This window comes from Streptomyces sp. NPDC058691 (genome assembly GCF_042714775.1).
In the GTDB taxonomy this organism is placed as follows: Bacteria; Actinomycetota; Actinomycetes; order Streptomycetales; family Streptomycetaceae; genus Actinacidiphila.
Genome location: NZ_JBHXSO010000013.1, coordinates 100,987 through 123,275 on the forward strand (window position 1 = coordinate 100,987; position 22,289 = coordinate 123,275).

At 69.4% G+C, this 22,289-nt stretch carries 10 protein-coding genes; 7 read left to right on the forward strand and 3 right to left on the reverse strand.

The annotated features are described in order from the left end of the window. Positions 1-11: 11 nt before the first annotated feature. The 3 genes from ACFWVC_RS11990 to ACFWVC_RS12000 all read right to left on the reverse strand — a co-directional run bounded on the left by ACFWVC_RS11990 (position 12) and on the right by ACFWVC_RS12000 (position 6,821). The gene (locus ACFWVC_RS11990) at positions 12-2,903 is read right to left on the reverse strand and encodes an SNF2-related protein (protein ID WP_384282745.1); all 2,892 of its coding nucleotides are present in this window, start codon (positions 2,901-2,903) and stop codon (positions 12-14) included. 136 nt (positions 2,904-3,039) lie between these two features. Then, complete coding sequence (locus ACFWVC_RS11995) at positions 3,040-4,290, reverse strand: serine/threonine-protein kinase (protein WP_384282749.1); 1,251 nt, start codon at positions 4,288-4,290, stop codon at positions 3,040-3,042. A gap of 374 nt (positions 4,291-4,664) precedes the next feature. Then, positions 4,665-6,821 (reverse strand): N-6 DNA methylase, encoded by a 2,157-nt coding sequence (locus tag ACFWVC_RS12000; protein ID WP_384282753.1) that lies wholly within the window; start codon positions 6,819-6,821, stop codon positions 4,665-4,667. A gap of 276 nt (positions 6,822-7,097) precedes the next feature. On the opposite strand from ACFWVC_RS12000, the gene ACFWVC_RS12005 reads away from it, so the two are divergent. The 7 genes from ACFWVC_RS12005 to ACFWVC_RS12035 all read left to right on the forward strand — a co-directional run bounded on the left by ACFWVC_RS12005 (position 7,098) and on the right by ACFWVC_RS12035 (position 22,089). Then, a complete protein-coding gene (locus ACFWVC_RS12005) occupies positions 7,098-8,330 on the forward strand; it encodes a DNA sulfur modification protein DndB (protein ID WP_384282756.1) in 1,233 nt (410 codons plus the stop codon). 228 nt (positions 8,331-8,558) lie between these two features. Next, entirely contained in the window at positions 8,559-10,196 is a 1,638-nt protein-coding gene (locus ACFWVC_RS12010; protein WP_384282762.1) for an RNase H family protein, read from the forward strand. A gap of 125 nt (positions 10,197-10,321) precedes the next feature. Next, positions 10,322-11,395: a DUF3644 domain-containing protein gene (locus ACFWVC_RS12015; RefSeq protein ID WP_384282767.1), complete on the forward strand. Its 1,074-nt coding sequence runs from the start codon at positions 10,322-10,324 to the stop codon at positions 11,393-11,395. A 467-nt stretch (positions 11,396-11,862) separates the two neighbouring features. Further along, positions 11,863-13,905 carry a hypothetical protein gene (locus ACFWVC_RS12020; protein WP_384282772.1) on the forward strand — a complete coding sequence of 681 codons (2,043 nt, stop codon included), beginning with the start codon at positions 11,863-11,865 and terminating at the stop codon, positions 13,903-13,905. Then, on the forward strand, positions 13,902-14,894 hold the full coding sequence (locus ACFWVC_RS12025) for a hypothetical protein (RefSeq protein ID WP_384282777.1): 993 nt from the start codon (positions 13,902-13,904) through the stop codon (positions 14,892-14,894). The genes ACFWVC_RS12020 and ACFWVC_RS12025 overlap by 4 nt, the downstream gene beginning before the upstream one ends. Then, a complete protein-coding gene (locus ACFWVC_RS12030) occupies positions 14,891-20,359 on the forward strand; it encodes a DEAD/DEAH box helicase (protein ID WP_384282784.1) in 5,469 nt (1,822 codons plus the stop codon). The genes ACFWVC_RS12025 and ACFWVC_RS12030 overlap by 4 nt, the downstream gene beginning before the upstream one ends. After that, complete coding sequence (locus ACFWVC_RS12035) at positions 20,356-22,089, forward strand: hypothetical protein (RefSeq protein ID WP_384282787.1); 1,734 nt, start codon at positions 20,356-20,358, stop codon at positions 22,087-22,089. The genes ACFWVC_RS12030 and ACFWVC_RS12035 overlap by 4 nt, the downstream gene beginning before the upstream one ends. Positions 22,090-22,289 lie beyond the last annotated feature (200 nt).

Genomic DNA, 22,289 nt, shown 5'->3' on the forward strand with positions numbered 1-22,289 from the left:
GCGGGATTCGGTCAGGCGGCGTGGGCGGTGGCGGGCGCCAGGACGGCGAGCACGCGCAGCATCGGGCGGCCGGTGGTGAGGAGGGAGTCCGCGAGGGAGGCGAGACGCTCTCGGGTGCCGGTGGGCGGGGCGGCGCCGTTCGTCAGCGTCGGCTGCTCCCATGAGCCCAGGCGGATCTTGTACTCCTCGATGGGCGCCCTCAGCGGTTCGTCCCAGGCCTCGCGGTGGCGCTCCAGGAACGCCTCCGCAGTGTCCAGGACGCCGGGGATCGCCTCGGCGAGGCGGGCCGTGTCGTGGGCGAGGCCCGGATTCGCCATCGTCGGGCCAACCTGCGCGCGGCGCAGCACCGCCACCATGTCGTCGTCGACCTCGCCGTCCGCGGTGACCGCCATCCACTTGACGACGGTCGGGCGCCCGAGCGCGTTGGAGTAGATGCCCTGGACGAGGAACGTCGGCTGGGACACGTCGGCGGTCAGCACCGGTGCCTCCTGGCGGTCCAGGCGGACCAGGACCTTGTCGGTGAGCCACTCCATGACCGGGTGCAGATCGGTCAGCAGGGAGATGTCGGGCCAGCTGGACGTCGCCGAGGCGCGGGCTCGCGTCAGGCTGTGGTCGGCGAGCCGCCGGTTGAAGGTGACCTTCAGGCGATCGCGCAGGCCCTGCTCACGTACGTACTCCGGGGGCAGCGCCTTGAGGCGGTGGACCAGGTCGGAGGGCGGGACGAAGGAGAGCAGTCCGGTCTCGGGGTCGGTGGCCAGGTCCAGCCGGTCATGAGCGTCCGGGTAGACCTCGCGCAGCGCCTCGTCGAGGAACTCGCGGGCGGAGGTGAACAGCCCGGGCACGTGCGCCCGGGGCACCGCCCCAGTGCCGTCGCCGCTGCCCGCGTCGGAGGCGGCCGCGTCCTCCTCCGGTTCGTCGTTCACGGCGCCGAAGAACTCGGCGAGGAAGTCGTCCACACCGTCGTCGGTGCCGGCGTCGGAGGTGCGGTCGGCGTCCAGGGACTCGTCCACGGTGCGGCCCCGCAGCAGGTCCTGGACGAGGGACTTCTCCTCGGCCTCCGCCCGGTAGAGGCCGGAGACCGCCTCCGCCGTGCCCAGCGCCTGGTGGGCCTGCGCCTCGCGCTCCAGCAGGCGTTCCGCGACGAGGGTGTCGTCCTTGGCGCCGTCGATGGAGCTGGTGAGGATCAGCGCGCGGAACTGCGGCTGGTGGGGCTGCCCGTAGCGGTCGATGCGGCCGTTGCGCTGCTCGATGCGGATGAGCGACCAGGGCACGTCGTAGTGCACGAGCTGGTGGCATTGGCGGTGCAGGTTGACGCCCTCGGAGGCGACGTCGCCGGTGAACAGCATGCGCACGGGCGTGTCCGAGAGGCCGAAGTCCTCCACGCACTGCATCTGCTGCTCGTCCGACAATCCGCCGTGCATGACCCGGGCCGCCTCCTGGGCGGCCTTCCCCTTGAAGCCGAGGGCCTGCGGCACAGTACGCGCGAGCCACTCCAGGGTCTGCACGCGCTCGGAGAAGACCACGACTCGGGTGTCGGACTGCGGTCCGACCCCGATCTCCCGCAGCTGGTCCAGCAGGGCCCCGAGCTTGCCCGAGTTCGTCTCCGTCATGCCCGACGCCAGCTCAAGGAGCCGGTGCAGGGCCGCGCGCTCGGCGGCTGTCGACTCCGGGGCGTTCTTCTTCTCCAGCGTCTTGATGCGCGTGGTGACCGTGGCCTTGAGGGCCGCGTGGGAGGAGAGGAAGGACTTCAGCAGTGTGTACGGGAACAGGGGGACGTCACTGACCGACTTCGAACCGTCGGACGGCAGCCAGACGGCGGCCAGTTCCTCGAAGACCTTCTCCTCGGCGGGCGTTGCCGTCACCCGGATCGAACGGGAGGGTCCGCGGTCCGCCCACTGGCCCTTCATCTGCTCCCGCACCTCGGGGCTGACCTTGGTGCGCCGGATGAACAGGTGCTTGATGTCCTCGGCGCGGTAGTGCTCCGGGTCGCGGATCGCGGCCGGGTCTAGCAGGGAGATCAGCTCGGCGAAGGAACGGGCGTCACCGTTGTGCGGGGTCGCGGAGGCGAGCAGGAGGGCGTCGGTGTGCGGGGCCAGCGTGCGGGCCAGCTGGTTGCGCAGGGAGCCCTTGTTGATGAGGTTGTGCGACTCGTCGATGACGACCGCGTCCCAGGTGATCCGCTCCAGGTGGTGCTTGTACTGGTCGGTGTTCTTCAGGGTGTCGATGGAGACGATGACGCGCTTGAAGTACGTGAACGGGTTGCGGCCTGCGGGGATCTCCCGCTGGATCCGTTCGATGCCCACCGAGTCGAGGCGCACGAGCGGGATCGCGAACCGCGTCCACAGCTCGTGCTGGAACTGCTCCAGGACGTGTTGCGGGGTAACGACGAGGATGCGCTCGCCGCGGCCGCGGCGGATCAACTCGGCGAGGGTGAGGCCGATCTCCAGGGTCTTGCCGAGGCCGACAACGTCCGCGATGAGCATGCGGGGGCGCAGATTGCGGCCGGACAGGGCGAGTTGCGCGGGACGCTGCTGGTAGGGGAGCGAGTCCAGGAGGAAGGAGTCCGCGAGCGCCAGGCCGCGCTCGGCCTGCGGCAGCGGCGTCTTGCGCAGCACCGCCTCCAGGAACAGGCGCGAGCGGCGGAAGTTCGGCGAGTCGTCCCGCACCAGGCGGGTCCGCCTCGGATCGAGCAGCTCGATCCGGTCCAGCCCGGTGAAGAACACCGCCTCCTGGTCGCGCACGAAGTCCGATGCGCCCACCACCTCGATTCGGGCGCCGTCGTGCTCGGTCCGCGTCGCGTTGCGCACCAGCCACACCTCGTCCCGTACGAGGATCTGGGCACCCGGCGGGAACAGGGCGTCCTCGCTGCTGGTCGTGGGGGCGGTGCTCAAGTCGGCGGTCACGCGGTGCCTCCCGGGCGTCGTTCATGTCGGTGGGCTGGATGCGTCACGTTGCGGGAGGTCGGTGGAGGCACTGACGAACCGGCGGAACGCGTGGTCAAGGGGGTTGCTGTGCGGCGCGGCGGGCTGGTCTCAGGTCTCAGAAAGGGGCCCTTGCCGCGTACGCAGCACGCAGGCGCTCGGCCGTTCTGCGGGCCTGCAGCGAGTGCCGCGGAGTGGACGATGCTTCCCCGGGCCGCCTGGATGCCGTGGGTGGGCGGCCCGGCGCCGGCTGTTCGCGCTGGAAGCCTTCGGACGGGTCTCGATGGGCGGGAGGCGTGGGGCCTGGGGCGTCTTGAACCGCATGGTCGGTGCGGCCGGAGGACTCGACCGCGGTGGGGGAGGGGGCCGGGGAACCGGGTGGGACCGGCGCTTCCGGGGCGGGCGGCGCGGTCGTTGTGCCTGGGGCGTCGGTCGTGGGTGCGAGCCGGGAAGAGACGGGGGAGTCGTCGGCTGACGCTGTCGTGTGCTGTTGTCCCGCAGTGTGCGCGGTGAGCTTGCGACGCGCTTGGGCGATCTTCATGCCATGAGCCTCGATGACCGAGCGGCACTGCTGCACCACGTCGGTCAGGGAGGACCGGTCCTCGGCGTTGTGGGCGAGCATGCCCGTCAGCAGCGGCATCAGTTCGCTGGGCGCACCGGAGAGGTCTGGTGCCGTCTCGGGGTCGGTGACGAGGTGGAACACCATGTACGGGGTCGCCGCTTCGTGCGGATAGTGGCCTGTCGCGGCAAAGAGCAGCACAGCGCCCAGTGCGTACACGTCCACGGCGCCCGTCAGCGGCTTCAGGCCGGCGGCCTGCTCGGGAGCCATGCAGATCGGAGTTCCGACGACCTGGTGGGGGGCAGTGAGTGAGACGTGCGACTCGGTGAAGGCGGCCAGGCCGAAGTCGATGATCTTCGGGCCGTTCGGCCCGAGCAGGATGTTGGCCGGCTTGAGGTCGCGGTGGAGCAAGCCCTGCGTGTGCACGGCCGACAGTGCCTCGGCGAGGATCGCGCCGAGCGCGGCAGTGAGGACGGACGGGAGAGGTCCGTGCGTCCCGACATGCCGGGCGAGGTCCGGGCCGTCCACGTACTCGGTGGCCAGCCACGGTTGTTCCGCCTCCGCGTCGGCTCCCAGGAATGCGGCGATGCGCGGACCCCAGATGGTCTTGAGGACCTCGATCTCCTGCGCGAATCGCTGGCGGGACTCGGAATCCGCGACCGACGGCTTGATCACTTTCACCGCGGCAGGCTCACCGCCGAGCGACTCCCCCAGGAAGACCTGGCCCATGCCTCCCTGGCCGATTCGACCGAGGAGGTCGAAGTCGCCCAGCGAGAGGGGGTCCTCGGGGTTCAGGGGCGTGATCTGCACGTGTGTCCTCGAGATTCGGTCGTGGCGAGCGTCTGATCAGCCGCGATGCGCGCCTGAAGACACGGTAGTGGATGCGGTCGGAGCCGGGAACGCGGATTGCCGGATGGAGATGTCAACCACTTGAGGTGGAGAACATGTGGAGAGCTCTGGCTGGGTGTGGGTCGGTCGCAGTCAGGACGCCCGTCGTCTCCCGGCGATGTCCACTTGGAGTGTGCGTGTTTTGCCGCCCTCGTGTGGCCGCTGCTCATCAAGTGGCTCCCCGAGTTCCTCCTGCGAGCGTTCAGCTCCTGTCGTGCACCGTTAGCCGTACAAATGCATTGCCAAGTGGTTATGTGCTACCTAACGGGGCGAATTGCTGCACGGTGACCATGCAGTCACGTCCCGCGCGGCAGCAGTTGGCCGCCCGTGAGTCCGCCCGACAGCAGCCGTGCCGTCTCCTCTGCCAGCCGCGTCGCCTGCTGCGCCGCCGCCCGGAGCGCGTGCACGTGCCGGAACGCCTCCCCGTAACGCCGCTGCTCCTCCAGCGGCAGCAGGGGCACGCGCAGCCGGCCCGGGCTGACCGTCAGCGCCGTACTGCCCGTCGACGCGCCCGCGATGTTCTCCTCCGCGCCCAGGAAACCGGCGAGGAACCAGGCGTCCAGGCGTGCCGGGTCCGGCCGGAAGAGGTGCACCTGTGGGCCGGGCAGTGCGCCGACGTCCTCCTTGCCCGCGACCCGGGCCATGGGGCCGTCCGTGCTCGCGACGGCTCGTACGAGGACGTCCCCGACAGCGATCACGGGTGCCGTGTCGTCGTACAGTCCCATCGGCTCTCCCGTAGGACCTGACCCGGTTGCGATGTCCGAGCCGGTGAGCACCGCCCGCGTCTCGGGCCTCCCGTCCCCGCCGCTCGCGGCTTGTCCCCTGCTGCGCACGCTGTCCGGCTGCGTGCGCAGCAGGGTGAGTGCTCCACCGCGCGACAGGTCGGATGCCGTAGCCGTCCGCCATTCGCGGGCCGAGGTGCCCGCCGCGCTCCAGCCCTCCTGACCCGCCGTCCGTGCGAGGGACTTCGCGGCCTCGGCGAGATTCCGGCGTGTGGCGTCGGCCTCCACCGACAACTCCGCCGGGTCGACCTCGGCCCGTGACGTCCGTACGAGCCGCGCCGGGGTCAGATCCACCACGTCGTCCAGCAGGTCCACGACGCCTGCCGCGTGTGCGACGCCGGGTTCGCCTTCGTACGCGTCCGGGTTCTCCGTAAACGCCCGCCACGCATCTAGGGCACGCGCCGTGATCCCCTCCCAGTCCGGAGAGGCGGACCTGCTCGCGCCCCGGGTCCGGGCGGTCACCGCCGTTCCACCGCGCCCGACCGCCGTCGCCGCGTCCGCCGCCGTGTCCACGAACAGCACCGACTTGCGCTCCGGGCCGCCCGGCTCGGGCCGTTGCAGTACCCAGATCTGCAGACCGACGTGCAGCGGCACCGCCGCGCCGACCGGCAGCGCGATCACCGCGCGCAGCGCCCCGCCGCGTACCAGCTCCGCCCGTACGCGACGGCCCGACGCGCGGCCGGCCGTGGCGGGCGGCAGGAGCAGGGCCGCGTAGCCGCCGGGTGTCAGGTGGGCGAGCGCGTGCTGTACCCAGGCCAGCTCCGACTCGGCGCGCGGCGGCACGCCGTACGCCCAGCGCTGGTCGTACGCGAGCTCGTCGTGACCCCAGTCCCGAACGCCGAACGGCGGGTTGCACAGCACCGCGTCGGCGACCAGGCCGGGGAAGGCGTCCGCGCGAAGGCTGTCGGCGGCGTGCACGGTGACCGTGGCCTCCGGGGCCGTCAGCATCAGACTCACGGCGCTGCGCCGGGCCTGCACAGGAAGCGTGTCCTGACCGTACAGCTCGCGTGCGCCCCGGCGGGCGGCGGCCGCCAGGAGGGTGCCGCTGCCGCAGGCCGGGTCGAGAACGCGGGCCGGAGATCCGGGGACCAGGTGGGCGAGTAGATCCGCCAGCGGCGCGGGGGTCTGGTAGGCGCCGGACGCGGCGCTGTCCTCCAACTCCCGCTCCGCCAGCACCCCTAGCGCGGCCTGACCTCCCTCGTCGCGTACACACGCGTACAGCGCGCGCAACACCGCCGCGTCGCCCGTATCGAAGCGGACCGTCTCCGCGGCCGGCACGGCGTCGGCCGTGGACGCCGCGTCGCGCTGTGCGCGGGCGGCGAGGTCGGCGTCCGGCAACTGCGTGGCGGCTGTCAGCTCCTCCGGCGAGTGGCCCGCCGCCGCGAGAACGAGGAGCAGAAGATCCGACGTACCGCCGCCGCCATGCGCGTGCAGGCGGAGCGTCGTCCGCAGTTCCTCCGACGGGGTCGCCGCCGAGGCGTGACCGCGCGAGGCGAGCCAGGCACGCACGGACTCCAGGTCGTACAGCGGACTGCTCTCCGTGCCGCCGGACGGCTCGGGGAAGTCCTCATGCCGGCGGCGCCAGTTGCTGACCGTTGCGCGCGTGACACCCGCGATGCGGGAGATCTCGGCGGCGGTCACCTGGGCGGATGGTGCGGGTGGCTGCGACATGGATGTTGTCCTGGCTCCGATGGGGGGAAGTAGTCACACCCTACAGCACGAGTCAACTACCGGAAGCTGTTGGACAACGCTTTCATGGTTGTGTTTCTATGTGAATGCTTCCGACGGTGAGTGTCGCTCCCCGGAGTGAAGCGTGAGTTCTTGCCATAGCCGTGTCTCTGAAGCCCAGCCCCTTGCTGCCCCACCCCTCTTCGCGGGGTGCCCAGGGGCCTGCGGAACGTCGGAGTCGGGCGATGGCTGATCGACCACCACCCAGGGGGGACGCCCATGCGCCTGACCATGCCGAGCGGCATCCCGGAAGGAATCCCGCTCACCGTCATGCCGTTCCGCGAGGACGCGGTCATCGGAACCATGTCGCTTGCGACGCTCGTACGTCTCGTGCCGTCACCGCGTCAGGAGGAGGACCCGCGCGCCCTCAAGGCCGCGTCCGGGCACGACCGGCGCCACGCCGAGCTGCGCGCGACCGTGCAGCGGACGCTGAAGTCCCAGAAGGGCAAGAACATCCCGGACTACGCCCGGTACATCGCCGCCGGCATTCTCGGCAAGCACGGCTCCGCCTGGTCCACGCCGCCGATCACGCTCTGGCACGCGGGCGAGATCGCCGCGATGAGCGAAGAACTGGTCCCCGACTCGGGCCTGCGGACGCTGACCGTCGCCCCAGACGCCATGGTGATCGCCATCGACGGCGAGACCCAGACCACCGCCTTGCACGACATCTACCAGGACCCGGAATCTTTCGACCTCACCTACACCGAGCTGAGCCTGCGGGTCCGTATCCCCTTCGAGCTCTACCTGGGGATCTCCCCGGCAGACGCGCGGCAGATCTTCTACGACCGCAACGTCAAGGGCATCGACGTCGCCAAGAACCTGGCCATGTCCATGGACCAGCGCGACCTCGCCACCCGCCTCGCCTACATCGTCGGCGAGAAGCTCGAGGTCGAGTCGAACGGTCAGCGGATGCCGTTCGGCAAGCTGGTCAACGCCGGCAAGCGGCAGCTCACCAGGACCGACAAGGAGGTCGTGACTCTGTCCGCGCTGCGGACGCTGATCGTCACCACCGTCTTCGGCAGCAAGGGTGTGCAGTACTCGGCGGCCAACGTCCAGGCGGGCGACCTGCCGCCCAACACCGACGCCGACGAGGTGGAGGCGGTCGTCGTCCGTCTGGTGTCCCGGCTGATCGGAGGCCACTTCCCGGACTTCGCCCGGCGCAGCGCGATCACCGCCCCGGCCGTGATGGCGGGCCTCGGAGTCCTGCTGCACCGCGCCACGCCCTGGTGCGCCCCCGGCGACGCCATGAACTACGAGACGGTTGAGCACCTGCTCGCCGACGTCCGCTGGGAGCGTGAACCCGTCTACTGGGACGGCGTCTCCGCCAGCGTTGGCTCCACCGGCCGGCTCAACTTCAGTGGCGGCGTCAAGGACTCCACCGGCCGCGTCGTGGGCGCGCTCCTCGACCCGAACAGCGAGTTGGGCCGGAAGATCCGGGGGATGCGGAGCTGAACAGGCTCGCGGCGCGGGTTCTTTGACGCCGAGACCTTCTCAGCCGAACGTCCCCCTCCCGACGAGGGCCCACCTGCGGGCAAGACCCACGGCTCCAGCACGCGCGTATTCGTGACGTCCAGGCTGCGATGCCGCGCCCCGGGGCGGCTCCGCTCCCGTCAGCATGCGCGCCCCGATCGCACACCATGTGCGGCCCGCTCACCACCCCCCGCGACCTGGAAGGCCATTGTGACGATCACCGAGCGCACGGAGCTGATCCGTCGCTTCGCCGACGACTTCACCGCCCTGCAGGAGGCCGTCCTCGCACGAATGAACGGGATCTGCGCTCCGGAGACCGCCGCGGCCTTGGAACACGCTTCGCTCGCCGGTCCCGTCACTGTCGCACTCGCCCACGCCGACGTCCTCGCTCGTGGGGCCGTCCGGCGCGCGGAGCTCTCGGCTCAGCCCCCCGAGCGGCTGCGTCGGCTGCGAGCCCACGCACGCAAGGTGCGACGGGCACGGTCGCAGGCGGAGGTCGGGTACAAGGAGCAGCGTGCCCGCCGCCTCGCCGGCCGCTCCCGGCCGGTGGACATGCTGGAGCTGAGGGTGGCGCGCATGGCATCCCCAGATGCCTTCGCCGAGGCCCTGCGGCAGGAACTCCGCGACAGGGGACTGCCGGACGGCACGCCGCAGGCGCCGGAGAGCGACCTTGCCCAGTGGGCCTGGGACCGGAAAACGGCATGCGACGAACTGCCGGCACCGGTGGGCGAACTGCGGGACTGCGACGACGACGCCTTCGTTCAGGCCCTCCTGCGGGATGCCCGGGAGGAGGAGAACCCGTACCTCCCGCACGACGCGGTGGCCGAACGGTGGAGCCGCCATGCCCGTGCCGCGCTGGCCTGGGGCCGCTACGCGATCGCCCAGGCCGAACGGGATGTACTCGCCTGCTCTCTCTCCATACGACACACCCGACTTGACGTTCTGGACGACGCGTACCAGGACACAGCGGTTCTCGCTGCCCGCTCACGCGAAGCCCTGCTCAGGGTCACGGAACTCCACGACCGGATGCAGGCCTGCGTGACCGCAGGGCCCTTCGCGGAGCTCATCGCGCAGTGTCGCGCCGCGGCTCTGGCGCGCTTCGCCGACGGCGAACGTGAGGTGTGGTACGGCGTGCGTGAGCTGACCGTGAGGCACCAGGCGCACTGCCCCGAACGGGCCGACGGCTGCCCGCACTGTCACCGCGCCCTCGTCACCCTCCTCACCGACCCCCATCCTGCCAACACGGAAGAGGAGGGCGACGGCGAAGATCCGACGGCAACGACTCTGGCCGACGGGGACCGCTACGCCATGCTCGCCGACCTTCCCGACACCGCCGTCGTGGCCGTCGCCGACGCCGCCGTCGGTGACGAGTCCGCACTGTGCGGCTACGGCTGGGCTGCCGAAGACGGAACCACCGGATACGGCGACTCAGTCGCCTCGAGCAGCGGCGAAGCTGAAGTCATAGGTATCTGCGCGGCCGCCCTCAGCCTGCTCGAGTACCACGAGGACGCACCCGTGGTTCTTCTCTGCGACAGCACCCAGGCAGTAGAGGCAGTCAACACGGCCCTGCGTTCCGCCGACCCGACAGCCGCCCACCGCACCCTCCTCTTCCCGGAGAGCCGGCAGCTGATGGACCGCCTGCTGCGTCACCGCCACCGCCACCGTGTCCAGGTCCGCTGGCTCAAAGGCCACATCGGACACGACCTCAACGAAACCGCCGACGCCTTCGCCAGCCTCGCCCTCCGCCGTGTCAACGGCCAAATTCCTTCCTCTGCCGCGCGGAAGGAGGAAGCGCGGATCCTGCGCTCGCTCGGCTCCGGGGCTGGCCCCCTCTCGGTTGTTGCCTGAGCCCATGGTCTGAGGCGGACAGCCGCAGGACACGCGAGGCAGCCCACATCACGCAGTCTGAGGACAGCCCTACCACCCTGCGAACCGATCTCCCCACCCCCGGACGAAAGTGAGCGACGCTCTTCATGGCCCATCCCCGGTGGCACCACATCCTCATGGAGTCCCAGCGTCACGCCCTCAAGGCGCTCGACGAGTGGAACAGTTCCAGCGGCGACTACAGCGACTTCCTCACCCACATGCACAAGGCATGGCACTACCTGCTCCACGCGGAGTTCCACAAGGCCAAGATCGACTACCACTACCGGGACGCCAAGACCGGCCGCCACCAGATGATCGACGGCGAACCCAAGGCCTGGGACCTCGAGAGGTGCCTGAAGGAGCGCTTTCCCAACAGCGGCGACACAGTGCGCCTCAACGCGGAGCTCTTCGTCGCCCTGCGCAACAAGGTGGAACACCGCTACGAGCACAACCTGAGGATCGCCACGGGCGGCAGGGCCCAGGCCTACGTGATCAACTACGAACAGGAGATGGCGGGCCATTTCGGCGCTAGCTACAGCCTCGCCGACCGGCTCCGCTTCCCGCTCTCTGTCCAGGCGCTGACCGCGGACGGATACGAGGAGATGCGGAAGGCCGCCAGGGAGCTGCCCAGGAAGACCCGTGACCTGGTGGCCAGGTACGAGGCGGGCATCGATCCGTCCGTCCTCGACGACCCCAGGTACGACTACCGCGTACGGCTGGTGCCGATCACCGGCTCCAAGACCGACGCCGACTTGGCGGTCAACTTTGTCAAACTCGACGACCTGAGCGAGGACGAGCGACGCACCATGGTCGAGGCTGGGCGGGATGGTTCCGTCATCACCAGGGACCGACATGTCGAAGTGGCGGACCTGAACAGGATGCGACCGGCGCAGGTTGCCGCCCGTGTCGAGGAGCAACTGCCCTTCCGGTTCAGCGCATCCCGAGAACACGTGGAGATGTGGCAGCGACTGAAGGTCCGTCCGATCAAGGGTTCCGGCGACCCGTATGCCACCGTCGCCAGGTACTGCTCGTACAACGAGGCCTTCGACCAATACGTCTACACCCAGGCATGGATAAAGAAGGTCCTCAAGGAGATCGGGACGGTCGAGAAGTACCGCGCGTTCTTCGGCAGGGAGCCGCGCATGAGGACGGGGGCCGTCGCGTCGAAGGAGGCGGCGTAGAAGGCGTCGCCTCCCGAGATGATCGGAGGGGCGGGACGGCAGTCACCGGGGCGGGCGACAAGTGTCAGTGGTTCGCCTTGCCTTCCCGGCCGCGCCGCCCCGACAGTAGAGCAGTTCGCGATCGCCCCAGTTCACACACATAACCTTCACATGTAGCCTTTGGTTGCAGGGGATCTGCAGTTGATGTCCGGCTTTCGGCTCGCCGTGCAGGCACTGTGATGGGCCGCTTGTGAAAAGTGGTGGGGGATGAGTGGATATGCCTTCGCTTGTCGCGCGGCGTTAAGTGCGTTGGCGATGATGGTCGAGGGCGGCCGGGCCCGAGGGGGCAGCGCGCCAGGGGCGTTCGGCGGCGACCCGTTGTCTGCAGCGGGTTCGAGTGATGCGAAAGACCGTTCCATGCCCGGGGGACTTCGCAAACGGGGCATCGGAATCTCTCTCTTGGGGACAGAGTGGATCATTCATATCAAGTGTGGCAGGAAGTGCTGGCCGAAGAGTTCTTCGGACGGCAGCACGCCGGCCACCCGACACTGTTCTACGTCGACGACGACGTGGAGCAGGAGCTCAGGCACGGATACGGCATTGAGGAGCCCCTTGCCCAGTGCGTGGGCAAGTTCATCCGGTTGGGGACCGCGGGACCGTACAGCGCGCTGGAGGACTACCGCTGGCGCAAGCGGCAGCAGGACAAGGACGGCGTGCCCGCGTTCCTGCCGCTGCTGGCCTGCTCGGTGATGGCCGCGTCCCGGATGGTGAACGACCGGAACCATCGGGCCACCACTTACCACGCCCGTTTCTCCGAGCTGTTGACCGGTGACGAGAAACAACTCGGCAGTCATCACTACGAGCCCATCTCCCGCATGTGGCAGGTGCTGGCCTCCTGGCAGCACAGTCAGAAGGGTGCGCGGGGCATCTGCACCGTTCCCGCCCCCGCCGACCTGCCCTCCAACCGCAGCATGATCGGGTTCGCCCAGTCCCAGGCGCTCCTCAGCGGCGCGGACCGGTCCTTCATGCCGAAGTTCTTCCGGTCGTTGCGGGAGCACGGCACGACATGGCCGCTGCCAGGGCAGACACTGCTGGCCCAGATCGAGATCCGGGGTATGGAGCGGCACTTCTCCAAGGGCTTTCGCAACGCTGCGCAGGAGGAGGAGTTCCGCCCCATCCTCGCCAAGTTGATCGGCAACTACGCCGCTTCCTGGGACGGTTCGGACGAGCTGGTGCCCACCGGCGTCACCCGGGCCGAACTCCTGGTGCGGCTGGACGCAGGGCGTCTCAGTTGGGTGGCGCGCCTGCGGTCCGTGGAGCAGAAGAAGCGCATCGACCTCAAGGGCGGCGGCGTCCTCGAGCAGCTTGGCGATACCGCTTACTACGAGGTGACGGGCCTGCCCGCCCCGAGCGCGGACACCCTCGCCAGGGGCATCCGCCGCGACGGGGACAACTTGGTGCTCAGCCGCGCTTCCTGCTCCGTCCTGGTGCTCTCACGGGACGACGTGCTCGGTGTCTGGGCCGGCGCCGACGGCTTCCGCCCGGGAGAGGCACATGTGGTGCTCGCCGCCCCGACCGCGCAGCGGGACGTGCAGCGGCTGCTGGACAAGGCCGCGACCACGGGCCGGGGCGCCGACACCAGCAAGCTGGCCTGGGTGCCGCAAGGCTGGTCCTTGCACAAGCCCGTCACGTTCGACGACGCGGTCACCCTGCGCCGGGCGCTCCAGGAGGTCCAGGGCGCGGTCGGCCTCCTGCAGCCCCCGGCGCAGTTCAAGCTCCGCCTCGAGGGCGGACTGAAGCTCGCGCCTTCGCTCGATCCCCATTTGTACCTGCGGGGAGGCGAGCCCCAAGTGGTCCTCCCGGACGTCACGGAGGGCATGGGCACCCTCCTGATCGACGGAAAGGAGCGGCCCGAGCTCAGGAAGGGGATCGCCGCGGGCCGCCCCCTCCCCTTGGCCGTGCTCCGTCTGGATCCGGGCCGCCACACAGTGAGCTACGCAGGTGTGGAGATCGATTTCGCCACCGTGGACCAGGCCGGCGTCGAGCCGAAGATGACCAAGGTCTGCGGCTTCACCGTCATGGACGGCAAGGCCTCGGAGTCACCCTCCCTCCTCATCGAGCAGACCCTGCCGACCGGCATCACCGGCGCCGACTGCACGAGCGCCACCACCCAGGATGCGGCAGCCGTCATGGAGCTGTGCCGTCGAGACGCGGACGAGGTGCTGTTCGCGGCGGCCGACGGACGGCTGTGGACGTTGGAGGCCCCTGAGCAACCGGGTTGGTGGACGGAACGTCTCCCCGACACCCCTGCCCCGCTCCGCTTCGAGGCCGATTTCCACGGCCTTGGAGGCTGGCTCCTGGAGCGCCGGAGCGGACGCTGGAAGGGCCGCCCGGTGAACCCCGGAACGCCGAAGCCGAAGAGCGCCGGCAACCCGCGGGCCTGGGCCCGCGCCGTCCTCAACGCCCAGCAGGTGTCCGTCGAACCCTCGTGGGCCGCGTACGTGCAGGCAGCGAAGGAGCTCGACCGATGACGGGACCGATGAGCAGCAACGAGTTCGGTGGGATCCTCCTGCGCTGGCTGAGCGAGAGCTGCAGCGGCAAGGCGTCCGCACTGCGCGACGGGGTCCGCAGCCAGGCCCAGGCATGGGGCCTGGAGTTGAAGGAGTACGCCGACTGGGACTGGATGCGCAAGGCCGCCGCCCTCGGCTTCATCGACGTGGACCTGCGCGCCGACCGCTGGTCAATGGCCCCGCCGGTGCTGACCCGGCTGCCCCATGCCGACGGCCTCGCGTTGCTGACCGGTGCGCGCACCGCGCAGATCAGCACGCGCCTCGAGGAGGCGGCACAGGAGTGGATGGAGCTGATCACCGTTCCTCACCGTCCGGAGGCCGGTGAGGCCCCGCTGCCCGACACCCTCCTGTGCCAGTACGAGGATCCGCGGACCCTGCAGACAGCCGCGGAGTTCCTCGGAGCCCGCTACGTTCCTTGCGCCGCAGTGCAGTTGATGGAGTTGCTTCCGCAGGCGGTGCCGGGCCCCGAGTCCGCTCCGCCCGGTGGGAGTACCGCCAACACGCTGGAGAAGTACGAACTGCGCCTCCAGCGGTTCGTCCCTGTGGCAAGGGACGGCGAGGACGGCCTCTACCGGTGGCGCGGAGCTGACTACGCGCGCCTGACCCGGGTCCGCCGCAACGGCGTCTTCCATGCAGTGGAACGCGAGACGGGCATCTACTTGGAGCTCGCCCGCCAGCGCACAGGCGCGATGCGCTGGCGGCCGGAATCCGGCAAAGGCCGTGCCGGCATCGGCCGACTCTTCGTCGACCGGTACGCGCCCCTGCCTGCCCTGCACGAGCGCGCGGCCGTCCTGTGCAGCGGCTTCCCGCCCTCGGTGGGCAAGCAGTCGCAGACCCGCGCGTACGACAACGTGCCGAGGGCGATCGCCGAAGCGATTGCCGCCTCGTTGCAGCAGAACCTGGAGACCATGCCGCGACCGGTGGCGGCCGCCGGCGGGAGGACCAAGTGAGCGTCGAACAGGAGACAGCGGCGGTGACGAACACCGACGTTCAGGACGTCATGGGCACTTTCGACGACCTGCGCAGCGCGCTCTTCCGCTACTACGACACCCCGTTCAGCGTCGATGATCGTTCCATCATGGAGGAACGGCGCAACCTCCTGGACCGGGACAACGGTGCCTGGCGCGATCCACTGATCGAGCTGCGCCCGCGGTACGCCTCCCGGGGCGTCAGCATCGCGGAGTCCTTCGCCGAAGCAGGGGCGCATCCCGATGCCGCGGAGTTCGCCCACTTCACGCTCCCCGGCGGTGTGACCAGCCTCTACCAGCATCAGCACGATGCTTTGGTCGCAGCTTGCGAGGGCAAGGACTTCGTGGTCACGGCGGGTACCGGTTCCGGCAAGACGGAGTCCTTCCTGTTGCCGGTCCTCGCCGACTTGGTCGCCGAGTCCGCCCACTGGCAGGGCACCCGTGCGGTGCAGCGGGAATGGTGGCAGGGAGACGGCGACTACGTGCCCAGCCGACAGAGCGAGCACGGTCACCCTGCCGCCCTGCGCGTGCTGATTCTCTACCCCACCAACGCCCTCGCCGATGACCAGTTGGTCCGGCTCCGGAAGTCGCTGGACAGCCGCGAGGCCCACGCATGGCTGGACCGGAAGCGCAACGGACACCGCTTCTATTTCGGTCGCTATACCGGAGCCACCCCCGTCTCCGGCAGCCGCGATTCCGAGCCGGCCAACTTCCGTCTCCGGCAGTATCTACGGGAAGTCCAAGAGCGACAGCGCAGGGCCGACGAGAAGCTCAACGAGGAGTTGCAGCCCTTCATCCCGCGCCTCGGCGGAGCGGAGATGCACGCCCGCTGGGACATGCAGGCAGCACCGCCGGACATCATGGTCACCAACTACTCGATGCTGAACATCATGCTGCTCCGCAAGCAGGAGGAGCACATTTTCCGCGCCACGAGGAAGTGGCTGGAGGAGACCCCAGACGCCCGCCTCACCCTGATCCTCGATGAACTCCACATGTACCGCGGCACGGCCGGCACCGAGGTGGCTTACCTGCTGCGCAACCTCCGTCACCGCCTCGGCCTCGACAAGAACCCTGAGAAGCTGCGTGTTCTCGCCGCCTCCGCCTCTCTGGAGGCCGGCCGGGACGACGAGTTCCTCGACGGGTTTTTCGCCCTGCCCGGCTCCCGACGCGTGATCATTCCTGGAAAGGTGAAGGAGATCCACGGCGAGGGCGACCTGGCCGCACACACCGAACGCCTCGCACAAGCCGCGAAGGCCTCAGTCAACCAGGACGAAGCCGTCGCTTTGGCCCGGGAGACCGGCCTCGGCCCGGCGCTCCAGCGCGCACTCACCCCCGGCGCTAAGCCTCGTGCTCTGCCCGCCCCTGAACTCGCGAAGAACCTCTTCCCGGACGTCTCTGAGGAACAGCGCCAGGACGCGTTGCACGGGGTTCTGCGCATTCTCGGCACCGCCCAGGACCCCGAACTTCCACAGCTTCGTGCCCACTTCTTCTTCCGAAACATCGAGGGTATCTGGGCCTGCTCCGACCCGCAGTGCCCCGACATCCCCGTGGGACACGGCCCCGAACGGCGGGTCGGCCGGCTCTTCGCCGAGCCCACCTCCCGGTGCACCTGCGGCGCCCGCGTACTGGAGCTTCTGTCCTGCCAAGCTTGCGGCGACCTCATGCTCGGCGGGTACGCCAGCCCCAAGGACACTCAACGGCGTAAGTTCACAGGTGCTCTCCACACCGACTTCCCGGACCTGGACCTGCTCCCCGACGAGGCCAGCGGCGCACCCACGGCCGCGAACTACGTCGTGTACTGGCCGCGCACCAAAGGCCTCGGACTCGACGACCCCGGCTGGCACGCGGGCCTTTCCGACGGCGGACCGCAGGTCGAGTTCGAGTTCCGCCGCAGCGCCTATCAGCCTGCCACCGGCCGCCTGGAGAATCGGGACGTCCAGCACACCGGATGGTCGTTCCACATCTCCGTGCCCCTGGACAAGGAGAGCAAGAAGCCGGCCTACGACCCGGCCCGGCTGCAGGCCTTCCCCACCCGCTGCCCCGCCTGCGGCGACGACTGGGAGATCAAGTACGACAGGGACGGCCGTTTCATCCCGCTGGAATCTCCAGACCGGCTGCGCAACGCGCCGGTCCGGCGGATGCGCACCGGTTTCTACAAGATCAATCAGGTGCTGGTGACCGAAGCCCTCGGCCACCTTCCCGACGGCCGGCGCAAGGCGATCGCTTTCTCTGACAGCCGTGACGACGCCTCCGAGCTCGCCAGCGGTCTCGCCCTCCGCCACCACCAAGACCTTCTCCGCCTGCTCAGCGCCCAGGCCGTCGAGAATCAGGGGGATCCTTTCGGAGACCTGCAGCTGGTGAAAGCCCACTACGCAGGGGAAGCCGTCGACCGTAACGGTGCCCGTGCCGCCATGGAACGGTTGCGCGACCGCAACCCGGCGAACTGGGGGCGCCTGAAGGCGATCCTCGCCGACGACCTCGACGCGGAACCAGAACTCCTGCCGGACCTGGAGCGGAAGTTCTCCGAACTTCCCTCGCTGGACGACCTCGCCTCCGACCTCGAAGGCATGCTGCTGAAGTACGGCACCAACCCCGCCGGCCCTGCGGCCTCGCTCCAGCAGACCTCGGCCGGACAGCCCTGGACCGCGCTCTACAACTGGGAGCGCGACCGGGAAGCGGTGGCGGAGACCCAGGCACAGGAGGAACTGCTCAACCGCATCCGCTCCCGCCTCCGCCTCGAGACCATCGGAAGCCTCTTCTCCGGCGGCGGCCGTGACTTCGAATCGCTCGGACTCGGCTGGCTCTGCCTGCGCGACGACCGCTCACCTGTAGAGATCGGTCCGGACAGCGATCAGGCCGTCGCCCGTGCCAGTCTGCGGATTCTCGGCTTGATGCGGCGCTTCACCCGGATACGTGCCTCTCTGCAAAGGCCGCCTGCCCCTCTGAAGCGTTTCTGGAAGCAAGTCGCCGAACGCCAGGGCACCGAACTGCAGACGGTTGAGGACCGGGTGCTCGGCGTCTGGAAGGACGCCGTGATCGACTACGTCATCAAGCCGGAGAAGGTGGCACTCCGCCCCGGCGAGAACAAAACCTGGAGGTGCCGCTCCTGCCACCGGCCACACCTTCACCCGGGCGCGGGGGTGTGCACCAAATGCTTGACCCCGCTGCCCGCTGTGCCCCAGCAGTACAGCGGAGTCCTTGAAGACGACTACTACGCATGGAAGGCCGCCCACCGCACCGGTGACTTCCCCCTGCGCACCGCGGAGCTCACCGGCCAGACGGACCGGCTGGAGGCCCAGCGTCGGCAGAGCCTCTTCCAGGACGTCTTCCTCGGCGACAACGACGTCCCACAGGCGGACGGCCTGGAACTGCTCTCCGTGACCACGACCATGGAGGCCGGTGTCGACATCGGCCCCCTCAACACCGTGATCATGGCCAACATGCCGCCCACCCGCTTCAACTACCAGCAGCGGGTGGGTCGCGCAGGCCGACGCAACAGCCCGGTTGCCGTGGCCCTCACTGTCTGCCGTGGCCGCAGTCACGACGAGCACTACTTCGCGCGCCCGGAAGCCATCACCAACGACCCGACTCCGCCGCCCTACCTGGTCCTTGGCATGGTCTCCGTTTTCCGGCGGGTCCTGCTGGGCGAGGTGCTGCGCCAGGCATTCGAACCCCTGCAGCCGGAGGAGCGACGGAAGGGGCCGGACATGACGACCAACGTCCACGGACAGTTCGGTCTCGCCGCCGACTGGCCGACGCACCGCGGTGCCGTCCGCCGCTTTGTCGCCGAGCACCCGGACCGCATCAGAGCTGCTGCCGCCGCCCTCCGGGCCGGAACACCGGAGAGCATCGCCGCCATCGACCCGGTGTCCGCCACCGACGAACTCCTCGGCCAGGTCGACGAGGTGGCAGCCCGGACGGTCGGCCACTCGGACCTCAGCCAGCGTCTGGCAGAGGCGGGTCTCCTGCCCATGTTCGGCTTCCCGACCCGCTCCCGCCTCCTCTACCGGAGCATCCCGCAGAAGACCTTCCCCTGGCCGCCGGCCGACTCCGTCAACCGCGATCTTGCCGTCGCCCTCAGCAAGTTCGCTCCGGGCAGCGAAACCCCGCAGGACGGCCGTCTGCTCCGCTCCAGGGGAGTGGTCTCTCTCGTCCCGAGCGGTCGCGGAGTGCAGGCCGCCGAGGACCCGTTCGGACCGGAACAGTTGGTCGCCATGTGCCGGATCTGCTCCCACGTGGACCCGCAGGCCGCTGTCGACTTGGAAAGCGGGAGCGCCGGCTCCTGCCCCGCCTGTGGCGCGGAGAGTAAGTACTACAGGGCCGTCCCCTTCCGGGAGCCCGCAGGCTTTCGGGCTGCCCACGAAGCACGGGACTACGACGGCTACCGGGAGCACGGCTCCAACGCCACCAGCGCACGGACCGCAACCGACCTGGAGAAGACGGCCCCGCGCATCCACCGTGCGGCCGACGACTGGATGGTCGTCCACACCGGCAGCGGCGACCGCTACATCGTCAACACCAACGGCGGAAAGCTCTTCCGGTTCGTCAAAAACGCCGGCCCGTGGCGCGGATACGTTGCTCTGGACAGCCCCAAGGCGGAAGCCGACCTGGAGATCGCCCTCGGCGCCACCCAGCACACCGACATGCTCTTCATCGGGGCCAAGGGTGCCCTCGACAAGAGCCGGGGCCTCCGCTTCGACATCTCGAAGTCCCAGCAGATCGACGGCTTTCCCGAGGCCTACCACGGCCGGCGCGCCGCCTGGTACTCGCTGGCGGCCCTGCTGCGCCGTGCTGCAGCCCCGCACCTGGACGTGCAGCCGGAGGAGCTCCTCAGCGGCATCCACGGCTCGGACGCCCCGGTGGCCGCTCCCGTCATGGCCTACCTGGCGGACAGCCTCGACAACGGCGCGGGCTTCAGCACCCACCTCGGTTCGGAGGAACACATCGAGAAGTTCCTCCAGGCGGTCGACCGGTACGTGCACGACCTGGAGACCGACCATCATGCGCGGAACTGCCGCAGCTCTTGCTACGCATGCCTGCGCGACTACTCCAACATGCGCCTCCACCCGCTGTACGACTGGCGGCTCGCCCGCGACCTGACCGACGCCCTGCGCGGCCGGGAACTGCAGATCGACCCGGATGAGCACGCCGTCCTGCTGAGGGGCTGGACGGACGAGGAGCCCAACGTCAGCCTGAAGGAGACCGCCGCCGGACCGGTGGCGCTCTACACGTCGGACTTCACGGCCGAGCCCGTCGCGGTCGCCGTGAAACATCCGCTGGAGTCCGCCGGCGAGGAGTGCGAGAACGAACGGCTCCGAGCCTTGCGTCACGAAGTCCGGGCCGGTGGTCTCGCCGCCAGGATCGCCTTCGCCGACTCCTACAGTTTCGATCGGACCCCGGCCGCGGTGATCGAGCAGGTTCACATCTTCGCGGAGGAGCTCGGATGACGGAAGGAAACCCACTGGGGGCGGGCCAGGAGGAGCAGGCCGGCTTGGAAGAGCGGCGGCAGCGTGAGATCGCCCGCCGCCTAGCCCTCCGCCAGGCCCGCGCCCAGGGCCGGACCGTTGGGGAAGTCCCGCAGGGTGCGAAAACCGCTGGCGACCTTGCTCCGGTCGTTCCGCCACAGCAGCCGGAGTCGGCCGTGCCCCAGCCGGTCCCCGAAGGATTCACCGACCGGCATGCCTGGGAGCGCGCACGCTCCTTCGCCGAACTCATGCTGCCCGATGCGCTGAAGGGGGGGAACGGCACGCTGTCCGCGCGAAAGCTGGCCCGGGCCGCGGCCGATGCAGCGTTCCGGCAGGATCACCCAGTCGCGGGCGTCTCCCTGCTCGTCATGGCACAGGACCACGGGCTGGACGTCTTCAACGGCCGGCTCGACGACCGCGCCCGCGCACTGCTGGAGGACAAGCCGCTGCCGCTCCTGGGGGAGCCGGGCAGCATGTGGCAGATCTACCAGGACGACCGTCGCCTGGCGGAGACCAATCTGTCGGCCGCCCGGCAGAGGGCGCTTCTGGCGAAGCTTCCCCGGCCGCTTCTCGACGACTACATCGATGAGGAGTGGTTCGGCGCGCTCCCCGAACGCGACGGCACCTCCCGCGCCGCCTACTTCCGCGCCCGCCTGGACCCGGCATCCCTCACCGACGAGGAGATGGACCTGTTGGCCTGGCCGCTGGAACGGGAGCGCCGGGAGGCCGGCCCGGAAACGGAACCTGGCCGTGACTGGCCGCAGGACTGGCGCCTGTTGGTGAGATTGCAGGCCAACGACGCCAAGGCCATCGCCGAAGAGTGGACCGACCTGCTGCCGCCGATGCAGAAACTCCTCGACGCCCTGCGCGAGGTGCGGCGAACCGGAGAGGTCCCGGACGACCTCGTTGCCGACGAGCGCCTGTGGGTTCTTCTTGAGCGGATCCACCCTCGCGTGCTCAGCGCGAGCAACAGGAAGTTCAACGGCTGGATCGGCGTGCGGACTCTGATCAGGGCGGTGCGACAGATGCACGGTGCCCTCCTCCGCGGGGACGACGAGACAGTGGAGCAGCGGAGAGCGGCGGCCCTCACCATGGCCACGAGGCTCCGGCACCACTCGCAGCCGGTGCGCTGGGAGGCCCAGAACATCCAGGCCTACCTGCGCGCCGACCAGGAGATGACGGAGGCTGTCAGGCTTCTGGGGCAGGATGCCGAAGGCCGCCCCCCGGTGCAAGACGAGCTCGGTGGAGGTGCTGTGGCTAACCTTCGGAAGAATCGGACGTTCCTGGAGGGCCGTTCGCTCGGAGAGCGCGACCAGCCGCTCAACCCGTATCTGGTGCTTGGCGTGCCCGACGGGGCGGACAGCTGGAAGAAGGCCTGGCGCGCCCTGAGAAAGGAACTTGACGACAGCGGCCGTGTGCGGATCAATCGCGCCAAGGACATGATCGAAAAGGCCGAGCGGGAGCAGCAGGGAGTACCGTGGTTCGCCGCCCCGCTCGCCCCGCACCGTTGGAAGGACCCCACCGGTACGAGCCAGCGGCTGGAACTCCCGCCCGAGCCTCTGCAAAGGCTCACCGGGCCGCCTACGGACAGTGACCGCGAGTGGTCTCGTACCGAGGCGGCTCGCGAAATAATCATCCAGGCGACAGAACACCTTTCCCTGGCTGCTGAAGACACCGCAGCCCTTGAAGACCCAGAGAGCAGCGCATCGTGAGCAATGGAGCCGGTAGAAGCGACAGTAGTTCTGGCTCCCGTGACGAACCCCGGCCGCACCGGCGACGCGGGCCGAACAGCGGAAGCGTGCGGAATCGGGGGGAGCTCAGGGCGGCCGAGGCTTCTCCCTGGCGGTTTGCAGAGAGTCACCTGCCCGAGGTCACCCCGGGAACTCTGGACGCCGCTGCGATCCTGAAGTCG